The sequence below is a fragment of the Gallibacterium salpingitidis genome (assembly GCF_001678495.1).
Classification (GTDB): domain Bacteria; phylum Pseudomonadota; class Gammaproteobacteria; order Enterobacterales; family Pasteurellaceae; genus Gallibacterium; species Gallibacterium salpingitidis.
Genome location: NZ_JTJL01000005.1, coordinates 35,306 through 50,001, shown reverse-complemented (window position 1 = coordinate 50,001; position 14,696 = coordinate 35,306). Strand labels below are relative to the sequence as shown.

At 37.8% G+C, this 14,696-nt stretch carries 13 protein-coding genes and 1 riboswitch; of the genes, 7 read left to right on the top strand and 6 right to left on the bottom strand.

Annotated elements, in window-relative coordinates; genetic code table 11:
• The first annotated feature begins 103 nt into the window (after positions 1-103).
• Genes nfsA through QS62_RS01715 form a run of 3 tightly spaced genes read left to right on the top strand, consistent with a single transcriptional unit; the run spans position 104 to position 2,646 of the window.
• The gene (gene nfsA / locus QS62_RS01725) at positions 104-823 is read left to right on the top strand and encodes an oxygen-insensitive NADPH nitroreductase (protein WP_066104975.1); all 720 of its coding nucleotides are present in this window, start codon (positions 104-106) and stop codon (positions 821-823) included.
• Between the two features lies 1 nt (position 824).
• Complete coding sequence (locus QS62_RS01720) at positions 825-1,748, top strand: RimK family alpha-L-glutamate ligase (RefSeq protein WP_066104972.1); 924 nt, start codon at positions 825-827, stop codon at positions 1,746-1,748.
• Between the two features lie 13 nt (positions 1,749-1,761).
• Positions 1,762-2,646 (top strand): ferritin-like domain-containing protein, encoded by an 885-nt coding sequence (locus QS62_RS01715; RefSeq protein ID WP_156550034.1) that lies wholly within the window; start codon positions 1,762-1,764, stop codon positions 2,644-2,646.
• A 50-nt stretch (positions 2,647-2,696) separates the two neighbouring features.
• Here the strand turns inward: QS62_RS01715 and QS62_RS01710 are convergent, their stop codons facing one another.
• From QS62_RS01710 to QS62_RS01695, 4 genes are read right to left on the bottom strand one after another with little or no spacing between them, the layout of a single operon-like run.
• Positions 2,697-3,155, bottom strand: a complete 459-nt coding sequence (locus QS62_RS01710; RefSeq protein WP_066104966.1) for a PTS sugar transporter subunit IIA — start codon at positions 3,153-3,155, stop codon at positions 2,697-2,699.
• A gap of 11 nt (positions 3,156-3,166) precedes the next feature.
• Positions 3,167-4,516, bottom strand: coding sequence for a glycoside-pentoside-hexuronide (GPH):cation symporter (locus QS62_RS01705; RefSeq protein ID WP_066104963.1), 1,350 nt, complete (start codon positions 4,514-4,516; stop codon positions 3,167-3,169).
• 60 nt (positions 4,517-4,576) lie between these two features.
• The gene (locus tag QS62_RS01700) at positions 4,577-6,100 is read right to left on the bottom strand and encodes an FGGY-family carbohydrate kinase (RefSeq protein WP_066104960.1); all 1,524 of its coding nucleotides are present in this window, start codon (positions 6,098-6,100) and stop codon (positions 4,577-4,579) included.
• Positions 6,101-6,133: 33 nt separating this feature from the next.
• Positions 6,134-6,913 (bottom strand): SDR family oxidoreductase, encoded by a 780-nt coding sequence (locus tag QS62_RS01695; RefSeq protein WP_066104957.1) that lies wholly within the window; start codon positions 6,911-6,913, stop codon positions 6,134-6,136.
• A gap of 203 nt (positions 6,914-7,116) precedes the next feature.
• On the opposite strand from QS62_RS01695, the gene QS62_RS01690 reads away from it, so the two are divergent.
• Together QS62_RS01690 and QS62_RS01685 are read left to right on the top strand one after the other, a co-directional pair.
• The gene (locus tag QS62_RS01690; RefSeq protein ID WP_066104954.1) at positions 7,117-8,235 is read left to right on the top strand and encodes an ROK family transcriptional regulator; all 1,119 of its coding nucleotides are present in this window, start codon (positions 7,117-7,119) and stop codon (positions 8,233-8,235) included.
• Positions 8,236-8,423: 188 nt separating this feature from the next.
• Positions 8,424-9,905, top strand: a complete 1,482-nt coding sequence (locus QS62_RS01685) for a DASS family sodium-coupled anion symporter (RefSeq protein WP_066104951.1) — start codon at positions 8,424-8,426, stop codon at positions 9,903-9,905.
• Between the two features lie 74 nt (positions 9,906-9,979).
• On the opposite strand, the gene QS62_RS01680 is transcribed toward QS62_RS01685, so the two are convergent.
• Positions 9,980-11,311 carry an SLC13 family permease gene (locus tag QS62_RS01680; RefSeq protein WP_066105108.1) on the bottom strand — a complete coding sequence of 444 codons (1,332 nt, stop codon included), beginning with the start codon at positions 11,309-11,311 and terminating at the stop codon, positions 9,980-9,982.
• Positions 11,312-11,557: 246 nt separating this feature from the next.
• Positions 11,558-12,439, bottom strand: coding sequence for a VirK/YbjX family protein (locus QS62_RS01675; protein WP_066104948.1), 882 nt, complete (start codon positions 12,437-12,439; stop codon positions 11,558-11,560).
• A 171-nt stretch (positions 12,440-12,610) separates the two neighbouring features.
• On the opposite strand from QS62_RS01675, the gene argA reads away from it, so the two are divergent.
• The gene (gene argA / locus QS62_RS01670) at positions 12,611-13,939 is read left to right on the top strand and encodes an amino-acid N-acetyltransferase (protein ID WP_066105105.1); all 1,329 of its coding nucleotides are present in this window, start codon (positions 12,611-12,613) and stop codon (positions 13,937-13,939) included.
• Positions 13,940-13,987: 48 nt separating this feature from the next.
• Positions 13,988-14,032: riboswitch (PreQ1 riboswitch) on the top strand.
• Between the two features lie 3 nt (positions 14,033-14,035).
• The gene (gene queC / locus QS62_RS01665) at positions 14,036-14,692 is read left to right on the top strand and encodes a 7-cyano-7-deazaguanine synthase QueC (protein ID WP_066104945.1); all 657 of its coding nucleotides are present in this window, start codon (positions 14,036-14,038) and stop codon (positions 14,690-14,692) included.
• Positions 14,693-14,696: the final 4 nt, after the last annotated feature.

Genomic DNA, 14,696 nt, shown 5'->3' with positions numbered 1-14,696 from the left:
AATAATAGATGGAAAACTATTTTAAGCATTATAACGATTGGTATATTATATCAATCCGCAAAATGACATCCGCAAGTTATTACATTCATTCGAGGTATTTACTATGTCAACAGAAGCCTTAGAGATACTACATTCTCATCGTTCTATTCGTAAATTTTTAGATAAAGAAATCGATAACGAAACTCGCCAGCAGCTGCTGCAATCCGCAAGAATGGCATCCTCTTCTAATCACTTACAGTGTGTATCTATTATTCGTGTCACCGATAAAGCAATGCGCCAACAGCTGATGCAATACTGCTCTAATCAAGAGTATGTCTATACTGCGCCTGAGTTTTGGGTCTTTTGTGTTGATTTTGCGAAACACGCTGAAATTTGTCCAGAAGCACAATTAGACTGGGCAGAAGTATTACTGATTGGTGCCGTTGATACTGGTATTATGGCGCAAAATGTATTAGCTAGCGCAGAATTATTAGGATTAGGCGGTGTTTACATCGGTTCTTTACGTAATGAAATGGAAAAAGTTGGTGAGTTACTCCAATTACCAAAACATACTTTGCCTATTGTCGGTATGTGCTTAGGTTATCCAAATCAAAATCCACCGCTAAAACCACGTTTACCTGCTGAACTAATGTTCTTTGAAAATCACTATCAAACCCTTGACCAGGATAAATTAGCGCAATTTGATCAAGTGACTGCCGATTATTATCAAGCTCGCAGCAATATTGATAATAATTGGAGTAAAAATGTTGCGAAGGCGCTTAATAAACCTGTGCGTCCTGCAGTATTAAGCTATTTACAAAAACAAGGCTTTGTGAAGAAATAACATGAGATTATTAATGTTATGTCGTGAACCACGCTTATACAGTTGCGTGCGTTTACAAGAAGCAGCGATTGAAAGCGGCCATCAAATTGATATTCTCGATCCTAACCGTTGTATTTTACAGTTAGTCTATCATTCGCAACCAAAACTCTATTACCAAGCGGCGAATGAACCTTTCTATCAAGAGCTACCGCACTACGACGGCATTATTCCCCGTTTTGGTACTGCTAGTACTGAAATGGGCTGCCGAGTATTACGTTATTTTGAACAGCGTAATATTCCAATCCTCAATCAGGCAGATGCTTTTGCTTTAGCTCGTGACAAATGGCAAAGTTTGCAAGTATTGCATCAACACCATTTACCGGTACCTACTACCAGTTTTGGTGGTTGTGAAGTGAATGCGACTGCGATTGCCGATAATATTGGCGCACCAGCAATCCTCAAAACGCTTGCTGGTTCACAAGGTATTGGAGTGATGTTAATGCCTGAAAATAATAGCACGATCAGTGTATTAGAAACCTTGAAACACGCCAATATCCCTGTATTAGCACAACAATTTATTAGTGAAGCTAAAGGCGATGATTTACGCTGTTTTGTCATTGGTCAGCGTGTGGTTAGCGCAATGGAACGACAAGGAAAACTTGGTGAGTTTCGTGCTAATTTTCATCGTGGTGGTAGTGCAATCCCTGCAGAATTGACTAATGAAGAGCGTGAATTAGCGACTAAAGCAACGCAACTTATTGGTCTGGACGTTGCCGGTGTCGATATTATTCGCACTAAACAAGGCCCAATGATTCTTGAAGTCAATGCCAGCCCAGGTTTAGAGTTAATCGAAAAAACCAGCAAATTAGACATTGCCTTACAAATGATCGCCTACTTAGAACGCAAAATTGCCGATAAGCATACACACTTAGCAAATAATACTTAAAGGAATAGTTATGATGAATGATGCAGCAGCGCAGTTTTGGCTAGCTGTTACGAATGCTTTAGCAGAAAAAAATCCTGATAAAAAATGCCAATTAGTCAATCAACTTATGGCGACCGATTGGCAGTGGGATTTACTTAATCAAGAAGAAAATTACCCAATAGTGACACCACAAAATGAGCTTGTTGGTATTCCTGACAAGCCTGTTTTAGTTGCGCCACAAGATGTACCAAAACGTTCATTCGTTACTCCGGAAGGATATGCTGCTACTTTCCACGCTATCGCCCATATCGAATTTAACGCGATTAATCTCGGTTTAGATGCTGCTTGGCGTTTTGGTTTAGCTGCCCAACAACAATTAGGTGAAGGAATTGCATTTGTTAAAGATTGGCTTCGGGTAGCACACGAAGAAACCTATCACTTTGGTCTAGTTAATCAACATCTACAAACGCTTGGCTATCAATATGGTGATTTTGAGGCACACACTGGTTTATGGGAAATGGCACAAGCCACTGCTCACGATATTTGGCAGCGAATGGCATTAGTTCCGCGTGTATTAGAGGCTCGCGGCTTAGATGCTACACCACCATTAAGAGAGAAAATGGCACAGCGTAAAGATTTTCGTGCAGTGGAAATTCTTAACATTATTCTTAATGATGAAATTGGTCACGTTGCTATCGGTAACCATTGGTATCACGCACTCTCTGCCAAACGCAATCTTGATCCTCTAACCAGTTTCTCTGATCTATTACGCCAATACCGTATTGTTATCTTTAAAGGTGTGGTAAATACTGATGCACGCTTACAAGCGGGTTTTACGCAATTTGAACTCGATTGGATTAAAGAAATTGAGGATTCGTTAAAGGCGGAAAGACAGAAAGTAGCATTGAATCAACAGTAACAAACAAGGCGTAATTACTACTAATTACGCCTTCTGTTATCTAAATTATTTTAGTTAATCGCAAAAGTTATCGCCTGCTCATCACCAAGCACAACATTTTGATTTTGTTTGTGTAATTGTACCTTTATATTTGGATTACTAAACACAATTGGTGAAATTAAGTCTTCATCACTGCGGATAGCTAATAGCGTTTTATCCACTTGCACCAAAACATCACCCTGTTTAACCTTCTGATACTTTTCCACTTTCATTTGAAAAGCTTCCGGCTTATTTGCTGAATTTAATCCTAAATGAATTAATACCTCTAAGCCATCTTTACGACGAATGATAAAAGCGTGTCCAGTTGGAAAAGCGGCTATCACAACGCCATCAAAAGGACTAATCACCTGCTCACCAGTAAGTTTAATGGCAAATCCTTCACCTAATTGTTTTTGCGAAAAATGTACATCTGGCACTTGTTCAAGTGATAACAATTCACCCGAAAACGGAACAATAAACTTTTCTGTCATAATGCTATCTCCTAATTTTGTTCTGCATAGGCAATTTGTTTTCTACGTAAATCTAACACGCGACTCATTTCTGCACGAATACCATCTAATTTATAAAAATACATACAGCCAATTACACCGACACAAATTACTAATGGAATCCAAATAAAGCAAAGTTCAATACTAAATAGTGCTGATGCACTTTGTTCAGCATTTGGTTGATAACCACCAGCTTTTAAAATCCAACCAATTAAAGCGCCCGCGACACCCATACCAAATTTCACAAAGAAACCTTGTAAAGCAGCTATCATCCCAGAAATGCTACGATTCTTTTCATATTCAGAATAATCAATAACATCAGGTTGAATCGCAAAGGTTACGCCAAAAATACCGTACATTCCTAAACCAGTAATAGCTAAACTAAGCACTAACATCACCGGTGAATTACTGCCGACATAACAGAGAAGATCACCCACAATATAGACTAATGAAAAGATGATAATTAACTTTCTTTGCGGGAATAGTTTTTGCAATCTTGGCAAAATTAACAACACCGGTAATCCAGATAAAATGCCGAAGAAACCAACAAAAATTAACCAATCAGTGCGTTGCAAATTGTAAGTAAAGTAATAGATTACTGATGTGTTACGTACTACATACAAAGCAAAATAGAGGAAATTAACGAATACTAAAATCCAAGTTTGACTAGTAATCCCTTTAAAATCATCTAAGACACTATTATTCGTACGCACAACAGTTGATGGCACAACTTCTTTAGTTTGCGAAAAGGTAAATCCAAAAATAAACATTGCTAACACACCATAAAGTGTCATCGTAATAAAATAGCCCTGTTTATAATCCCCTTGCCCGAAAAATTCGACTAATGGTGAAGTAATTCCCATCACCACTGCTGTACCTAGTAATGCACAAACCATACGACTTGACACTAAAACATTACGTTCATGAATATCTGAAGTTAATCTTGGCACAATAGTATTTAATGGAATATTCACAACGGTATAAGCTAAAGAGAGCATAATATAAGTCATATACGCCCAAGCGATCTTCCCAGCAGTACCAAAATCAGGCACATAAAACGTCAATGCAGTAAAGATCGCAAACGGAATTGCACCAATAATGAAATAAGGACGTCCTTGCCCCCATCGAGTATTAGTTCTATCTACAACTAATCCCATTAATACATCTGTCAGTGCATCTAATAAACGAGTGGACAAAAGCATTGTGCCCACTACGGCGGCTTCTATACCAAAAACATCTGTATAGAAAAACATTAAATAAGAGGCCATGGTTCCGAATACAAGATTACAGCCAAAATCTCCCATTCCATAACCGATACGTTTTAGCCAAACATTATTTTTCATACAAACTCCTTACGCTCTCTCGCTGTGAGTATTCATTACACAAAACTAGCTCTCCGCTTACTAAACAAGCGTGGATAGTTTCGCCATATCTGTTTTTAAGTTTTGATATATAGATTTATATAACTCGTAATATTGATTATATATTTCATGTGCTTGCGGATTTGGCATCACCTTCTCATCGAAAACTTGCCATTTTTTTACATCAGAGAAAGTCAAAACACCTGTACCCACACCAGCTAAAATCACATCACCTAAATTTGCTTCTGCATCATTTCGTGGACAAAGAACAGGATAGCCAGTCACATCGGCAAAAATTTGTCGCCATAATTTAGATTTAGTTGCGCCACCGGCAATAATGATATGTTCACCTTGATAGTCGCCAGTAGCTTCCATTGCTTGTCTAAACGAATAAGCCACTGCTTCCATAAAGGCTCTAAATAGATGAGCTTTGGTATGTGTTAAAGATAGGCCAACAATAGTACCTTTTGCATGAGAATCCCAAATTGGACTACGCTCTCCCATAAAATAAGGCAATACCAGCAAACCTTGGCTGCCAGCAGGAATATCTTTCGCTTGTTCATTCAACACATCATAAACATTACGTTGATGTGCTTTCGCAAACTCTTCTTCCCATTGACACAATGTCTCTTTAAACCATTTAATTATCGCGCCAGCGGTATTAGCGCCTGCAAAATAATAATTTAAGCGTTTTGCATCATATAAATATGGCCAAATGATAAGATCTTGATTTTGTGCTGGCTTTTCTGAAATCAGCGCACAACACATTGAAGTTCCAACCGTTGCAGAAAAAATATTCGGTTCAAAAATACCTAACCCAATACTTGCAGCACCACAGTCAATACCACCAGCGATCACTGGTAAATCAACCGGCAAACCTAATTCATCAGCGATCTCAGCTGTCAAATAACCAACAATATCGGTCGATTCCACAATTTTTTGCGGCATTTTATCTAGTGGAATACCAAGTTCTGCCATCATCTCTTCCGACCAGACACGCTGATTCATATCGAAAATTCCGCCAATATTACCGGCTGAAGAGTAATCAATAGCTATTTCATTTGTCAGCTTATAAATAACGTAGCTATTCGGTGGTAAAAACAGTGCTGTCTTTCCCCAATTCTCAGGTTCATTATTTTTCAACCATAACATTTTGGTATAGCCATAATAAGGATCGACGCCATTAAAGGTAATCCGTTGCAATTTAGCTAAATCAATATGTTGTTTTACCCATTCTGTTTCTTTATCTGCTCGGCGATCCATCCAGATCATACAAGGACGAACTTGTTGCATCTCCTTATCAAGCGGAATACCTGAACCACCATACAACCCACTGATGGCAATTCCCTTAATCTGGTTTACATCAATATTGGCTTTTTTAATCGTATTTTTAATTGAGTTTTTACTCGCTTCTAACCACACATCTGCCCACTGTTCCGCCCATAATGGTTTTGGTGTTAATACGCCATATTCTTGTAAATCTTGTGCAATTAAATTACCTGCCACATCCATTAAAATAGTTTTTGTGCCTGATGTGCCTATATCTGTACCTAATAAATACATCATAGTTGCTGTCTCCCTCAGTATTACTGTTATCCACTAGAAGCAAGTAAATGCGCCATCCACAATAAAATCTGCACCAGTGGTAAATGAACTAGTATCACCTGCAAGATAGACACAAATTGATTGCAATTCCTCAGGTTTGCCTAAACGATGCATTGGTGCCATTTCATTCCAAGTTTTAATTAGCGGTTGTAAATCTTTAGAATTGAGTGTTAATTCAGTACCGATATACCCCGGACTTAAACTATTCACTCGTACATTATGTTGCGCCCATTCAATGGCAAGTGATTTTGTTAATTGAATAACGCCGGCTTTTGATGCGTTATAAGCACATTGTGGTTGCGGTACATTCACAATATGTGCAGACATAGAAGCTGTATTGATAATTGAACCGCCAGTACCTTGTTCAATCATTAATTTACCTGCAGCTTGTGCAGTTAAGAACACACCGGTCAAATTCACATTGATCACTTTTGCCCATTGTTCATATGTCATTTCCTCTGCCGGAACATTTAAACAAATGCCTGCATTACAGAAAGCAATATCTAAGCGTCCAAATTCTTGTTTAATCACTTCAATTAAATGATTCACGCTAGCCGGATCTGTAACATCAGTTTTTACGGCAATCGCTTTTACTTGTTCTGTTGTCGCTATTTCTGTAGCAGTTTTTTCCGCTTCAGCAATATCAAAATCTGCAATTACAACATTTGCTCCTGCTTGTGCAAATGCAGTAGCAACACTTTTACCAATTCCTCTTGCTCCGCCAGTAACAAATGCAGTTTTACCAGTTAATTTCATTTTTTCTAAAATAGACATAAGAAACTCCTTACTATGTTATATAAATCAACTTTATTAAAATAACTTTAAATAAGTGACTTTAAGTTAATGCTTTTATTTTCTTTTTGCAATTGACTTTGTTAAAATGACTTTAAAAAAGTAGGACTTTTTTATAGATTTGTGAGATAGCTCACAAGATGAATGAAATAAAACAGCGATAAAGTTGCAAAAGAGAGGAAAAAATGAGTAATGAGGATGTGCTAGATATCAAACAAAATAATTATCGCAATATTTACCAATTATTTTTTCAGCATGGCCCTCTTTCAAAGCCACAAATCGTAAAATTACTCGGCTTAAGCTTACCTACAGTAACGAATAACATTACGTTGTTGGAACAAGAAGGAAAAATCAAAGAAAACGGTTTATGCCAATCGCAAGGCGGACGCCCTGCTATCGCTTATCATTTAGTTGAAGATGCTTTTATCAGTATTGGTGTTGAAATCCAGCAACGCAAAATACGCTGTTTAGCGGTCAATTTACAAGGTAATACGATTACACATAGTTCTACAAAATTGGCTTATAAAGACAATTTGAATTACGTACAAAACTTATGCCAAATAGTGAATCAATTTATTGAACAGCTGCATTATCAAAAATCGCAAATTCTAGGCATTGGTTTTTCGATCCAAGGGATTACTGATAAACAAGGCCATGCTATTATTTATGGTAAGTTGCTCTCTTGTGATGCATTAAATCTCGACAATATCCAACCTTATTTCTCTTATCCACTTAAATTGTTGCATGATGTTAAATGTGCTGCGCTTGCTGAATTGCACTCATCAAAAAAAATTGATAACGCTATTTATGTGTCTATCAGTGAACATCTTGGTGGTGCGATTATTTTGAATAATCAAATCGATCTAGGTAAACAAGGCTATTCTGGCGCATTAGAACATTTACAAATTCATCCAAATGGCCATCAATGCTATTGTGGACAAACAGGTTGCTTAGAAACTTACTGCTCACTTTCCGCATTGTTATTACCTGATGAAACCATTCAACAATTTTTCGACTTACTCAGAAAACAAGATCCACAGGTATTACAACGTTGGGAAACTTTTTTGCAGAATCTCGCCTTAGGGCTAAATGCTGTTTATTTACTTTTAGAACGAGATATTATTTTAGGTGGTGAAATTGCTCTCTACTTAGAGCAACAAGATTTGTCACTTTTGCAACAAAAAATTAGACAAAAAGCGACTTTTCCAATTGAAGGAGATTTCATTCGTATCGCCTCACAACGGCAATATCCTAGTGCAGTAGGGGCTGCATTGCCATTTATTATTGATTTTTTAAATAATTAATTTTCCTTAGCCATACCTAGAAATCGAACGATTTCTAGGTATTTTTGACTTCTGTTCTCCTACGCTCCATTCGGATTTCGATCAAAATATGATCGATATCAATTTTTTGTTATTTTTTGTGATCTTCATCACACTTTTCACTATAATTCTTCTTATTTTGTTAAAAAAATAAACTAAGGAGTAATTTAATGTGCAGCGCAAAAGTCGCACCCACATCACCTTCAACACCAAATGGTGTTGAAGTAAAACTAGGATTTCAACTCAAAGGCTTAATTATTGCCATTGTTGTTGGGTTAATTATCTGGCTAATACCAACCCCTGAAGGTTTAAGTAATCGTGCTTGGGGAATGTTAGCGTTGTTTGTAGCCACCATTGTTGCCATTATTGCTAAAGCAATGTCAATGGGTGCAGCAACATTGATTGCATTGGTCATCAGTGGTCTAACTGGACTTACCCCAATTAAAGCCAGCAATGCCGATGTTGGTATGTTGTCTGGTTTCTCTAATGCGACTATCTGGCTGATTGGGATTGCGATGTTTCTCTCTCGTGCCGTAATAAAAACAGGATTAGGTAATCGTATTGCACTATTCTTCGTATCACGTTTTGGTCATCGTATGATGGGCGTTGCTTATGCAATTGCGTTAGCTGATACCATTATTGCGCCGGGAATTCCATCTGCTTCTGCTCGTGGTGGCGGTATTATGTACCCAATCATGCAATCTATTGCAGATGCTTATGACTCTAAACCTGGCCCAACAGCTCGTCGTGCAGGTGCATTCTTGGCTATCGTAGTATCACAAATTGATACTATTGTGTGTACCATGTTCTTAACTGCTATGGCTGGTAACCCATTAGTTGCAGAATTAGCAGCAAGCCAAGGGGTAACTATTTCCTGGACTACTTGGTTCTTAGGCGCTATCGTTCCAGGTATTGTTAGCCTTATTGTTTTACCTTATTTAGTCTATTTGGTTTACCCGCCAGAACTAAAACATACGCCAAAAATGGCAGAAATGGCGCGCGAAGAATTGCAACGTATGGGGCCAATGAGTAAAGCAGAATGGATTTTAGCGTTAGACTTTATCTTATTGTTATTACTTTGGACAGTCGGTGATCTCGCTTTTGGTATCAATGCCACAACCTCTGCTTTTATCGGTTTAGTGATCCTCTTAGCCTCTAATATTATGACTTGGAAAAATATTGTGTCAGAAACAACTGCTTGGGACACAATGTTCTGGTTTGCAGTATTAGTAATGATGGCGAATGCGTTAAACAAATATGGTGCTATCTCTTGGATTTCTGGCCATATCTCATCATCAATCGGTACTTTCAGCTGGCCAATTGCCTTTAGCATTTTAGTTCTTGTTTATTTCTATACACGTTACTTCTTCGCTTCCGCAATGGCGCATATTTCTGCAATGTATTTAGCATTCTTAGCTGCCGCGATTGCTGTTGGTACACCACCAATGATTGCCGCTATTGGATTAGGTTACACTTCAACTTTATCAATGAGTTTAACTCAATACGCTGGCGGTCCCGGCCCTGCATTATTTGGTTCCGGATATAACACCACAGGTCAATGGTGGGGTGTAAGTTTCATCATCTCAATTGCATCATTGATTATCTGGTTTGTTGTCGGTGGTTTATGGATGAAACTACTTGGTTGGTGGTAGACAAATCTCACTAACTCGACATAATCGATAAACCTCAAAGGCTTTCCTTTGAGGTTTATGCTATTTAGCAATAACTAAAAAAACATCATCACCAAACTTACACAAATAATACTAAGAATCGGCCCTAACACACCAATCACAATACCGCCTAAACGGAACTCAGATTGACGAATTAAGCCTGTACTAAACGCAATAGCATTCGGTGGTGTTGATACTGGTAGGAATAACGCACAAGAGGCGCTTAATCCAATAACTAGTGGCAAAATTGCTGGCGACACATCGCCGGAAAAGACCTTAAGCAAAGATAGCCCAACCGGAATAAGAATAGTCGTTGCTGCCGTATTACTCATAAAGTTGGATAAAATAACCGTAATAAAAGCAAACAAAATCAGTAGCTGCATAAAACTAATATGAACATGACTTAATTGATTAACAAAATGGCTCGCAATCTGTTGCTCTTCAATTGCCAATCCTAACGCTAAACCACCAGCAACTAACATCAAAGTGTCCCAAGGCAATTTACGTACATCATCAGAATCAATCACACCTAACATAGTTAAACCTACGATTGGAATTCCTGACGCTGCCGCAATAGGAATACCGAACAATTTTGCTGTTAGCCAGAAAAATAAAGTAACCGCCAAAATCACCAATACAATCCATTTTTGCGTACGATGTTCTTGTTCAAGTTGAGGATCGACTTCTGTACCAGCATTTTTTAAGAAATCAAATTCAAGATGCTCATCAGAATTAATCCGATAACGCTTTAACAATACTCGCCAGAAGATAAAAATCAAAATAGCGGCAACTGGTGTTCCCATTAACATCCATTCTAAAAACGAAATATGGTAACCAATATTTTCTAATGCCCCAACAGCGATCGCATTCGGTGCAGAACCGATAATTGTTGCCATACCGCCAATAGAAGCTGCTGCTGGAATGCCTAACAATAATGCACGTGAGAAATTCGCTTTTTTATCTAAAGTAACAAAGAGAGGGCTTACTGTTGCAATCATCATTGCCGTAGTCGCCGTATTACTCATCAACATTGACATCACCGCGGTAAGCACCATCAAGCCGAGTAAAATATTTTGTGGATTTTGGCCAAATTTAGGCAGCATTCTTTTCAATAACAAAATGTCTAATTCTGTTTTCTTCATTGCTTCAGCAAGGAAAAAACCGCCTAAAAACAACCAAATAACACTATCAGACCACGTCTGCAAATATTGCATCGCATTTTCTGCATCACTACGCCCCATAATTAATACTAGAAAACCAATGATCAATATACCTACTGAAAAAGGTGGGATGGCTTCGGTAACCCATAATGAAATAGAGAAAAAAATAAGGAACAGGACGTAGTTTTGTGTATCGGTAAAAGCTGGATCGCTCAATAGATCTTTCATTATCCAACCAAAGGTTAATGAAAATAGGAATAAAGCAATTTTACTATGGCGTGCTTCCGCTATTGGATGCTTCACAAGCTTTTTCAACGACGTATAAATAGAATCAGACATAAACACCCTCTTTTCATCTATCAACAACCGTCATTAATTATAGAAAAAATTACTTGCTTTATCCCTGCTTCACATCACAGATTTGATGATGAAAAAAGCGTCTTTTTTAACACAATTGTTATGTTTATGAAACAGTTAGATCTTAGTTTTGATACCTTGTTCAATCTGGGTAAACAATTCATAACGCTTACGATACATTGAACGTTTTTTGCTTTGAATTTCTTCAAGTGGACGTTGCTCAACCTGTAAAGGTAATTGCCAATAGTTGTATTGGTAAACCGCTTTATTTTCTTGCCAAAATTCATCATAGTTCATATAAATTTTTTTACTGCCATGTAAACGAATTTTGGTTTGATATCGGTGTGGAATTCCGACTAATTGCAACTGCCAATGCTGAGCTAGCCATTTAAAACATTCCACCATCATAAACATTGGTCGCATACCATGTAATTGCTTGGTCAAACTTTTTACAATTTCCGCAGCCTGTTCCCCTTTTGGACCTTGAATACTCGCAATCAGCAGCCGATTTCCCTCAATAATCGCAAATGAAGCATCATAATAACGTTGTGTCGTATCATCTTGGATATTGATCGAAAATAATCCTTCATACGGATCAATAGGATTAATATTGAGATGTAAACGTAAGCCATTACCTAGATCAGCTAATGCTATCGTTTCTGAAGCAACTAATGTCGCACACTTTTCCAAACCTAATAATTTTTCCAACATTACCAAAGTATGTTGTATTTGCTTGGCACGTTGATTCGGTGAAAAACGTTTATCACAATAGTGAAATAAAATAGTATGAAAGCGGTGTTTATGTTGCTGGAACATTGGCAGCCAAACCGGGTGTTGATTCAAAAATTGAATAAAAGTATTGCCTGCTTGATAACTAATTAAACGTCGTCCGAAATAACGCAATATATGACGAATTTGCTTTAATACACGCCGTTCTTGTCCCCATGGATACATCTCACGCACAGTAGGGAAATGGCTAAATGGTTGTTGTTCTGACATATTCTTCTTCATTCTGACTTTGAGTGGCGTTATTCTATGTAACTAAATCTCAAGAGTAAATTTTCTGGTTCGATTTTTTTGCTAAATCGTAGAATTATCTTGCAAAGCAACTCCTTTTTGCATATAAAATCACTTTTATTACATAATTATTCAAAAATAGGAAGTTTTATGATTCGCAGCACTGAACTCGTGCAATGGTTCCGTCAATCAACCCCTTACGTTACTGCACACAGAGGCAAAACCTTTGTCATTATGTTAGACGGAAATACCACTGCCAGCCCTAATTTTATTAATATCATCGACGACATCAGCTTATTACATAGTTTAGGTATCAAATTAGTTATCGTTTTTGGCGCGCGTAAACAAATTAACGATGCGCTACATTTAGCCAATATTGAAGAACGTTACCACAAAAATATTCGTGTTACCGATGCAGAAACTTTAAAACTCGTCAAACAAGTCGTTGGCAGTTTACAACTTGATATTACGGCACGTTTATCCTTAAGAATGAATAATATTGCTCATGGCAGCGTACCTAATGTTGTCAGCGGGAATTTTGTTATTGCACAACCAATCGGTGTTGACGAGGGTGTGGATTATCAATTGAGTGGTAAAGTGCGTAAAATAGATAGCGAAGGGATTAAACAACAATTGGAACACAATGCAATTGTGGTGATTGGGCCGATTGGTGTTTCTGTGACTGGTGAGAATTTTAATCTTGCTTTTGAGGAATTAGCGGCACAAATTGCCATTAAATTAAAAGCGGAAAAGGTGATCGGTTTTTGTGAGCAACAGGGTATTCTCGATGAAAATCAACAAGTTATGCCAGATCTCACCTTACTTTCAGCAGAACATCATTTACAACAATTTATCGCCAATAATCTCTACCATAGTTCAGAAGCAAGATTCTTACAAACTGCATTAGAAGCTTGTCGTAATGGCGTTAAACGTGCACATTTATTAAGTTATTTAGAAGATGGCGCTCTACTACAAGAGTTATTCTCTCGCGATGGTATCGGTACACAGGTTTCGTTAGAAAGCTCTGAAATTGTCAGAATTGCAACCATTAAAGATATTCCAAATCTCCTCGCTTTAATCCAACCTTTGGAACAGCAAGGCATTTTAGTGAAACGTTCTCGTGAACAATTAGAAATGGAAATTGATCATTACACAGTGATCGATCGCGATGGCGTAATGATCGCCTGCGCTGCTTTAAACCCTTATTTTGATGAAAAAATGGCAGAAATGGCGTGTGTTGCTGTGCATCCTGATTATCGTAACTCTTCTCGTGGTGATATTTTATTAACCCATATCCAAAAACGGGCAATTGCATTAGGTATCGAAAAATTATTCGTGCTTACAACCCGTACAGTACATTGGTTCCAAGAACGAGGATTTAAAATTGCTAATGTTGAAGATTTACCAAAAGAGAAACGGGAAAAATATAATTACCAACGCCGTTCCAAAATTTTGATCCAAGATTTGCAACAGGAAAATTAACATCTTTTATTGAGTTTCAGCAAAATTTCGCTAGAATGACGCCCTTTGATTGTCGTGGTTCGCAAACCTCCCACGTTAAAAAACTAGGAACATCTTATGCAAAACAAAAAAGCGGTCGTCATTTTTTCTGGCGGTCAAGATTCTACTACCTGCTTATTACAAGCATTACAAACCTATGGTAATGGCAACGTCGAAGCCATTACATTCAAATATGGACAACGCCACAGTATCGAACTGGAAAAGGCACAATGGATTGCTAATGATCTTGGCGTAAAACAAACCATTATAGATACTTCAGTTATTACATCCATAACCCACAACGCACTGTTAGATAGTCAACAAACAATTGAACAGCAACAAGGTGAATTACCCAATACTTTTGTTGATGGTCGTAATGCGCTCTTTCTTCTCTATGCTGCTATTTATGCCAAAGGACAAGGTATTAGTGACATTATTACAGGTGTATGCGAAACCGATTTTAGCGGCTATCCAGATTGTCGAGATATTTTCATTAAATCAATGAATGTTACGCTTAATCTAGCTATGGATTACCACTTTAACCTGATCACACCATTAATGTGGCTTACTAAAAAAGAAACTTGGGCTTTGGCAGATCAATTAGGCAAACTCGATTACGTCATTCAACATACACATACTTGTTATGAAGGTGTCGAAGGTGGCTGTCATCAATGCCCTAGCTGTTTACTGCGGGAAAAAGGGCTAAAAGAATATCTTGCCAGTAAAAAACAATAACTAG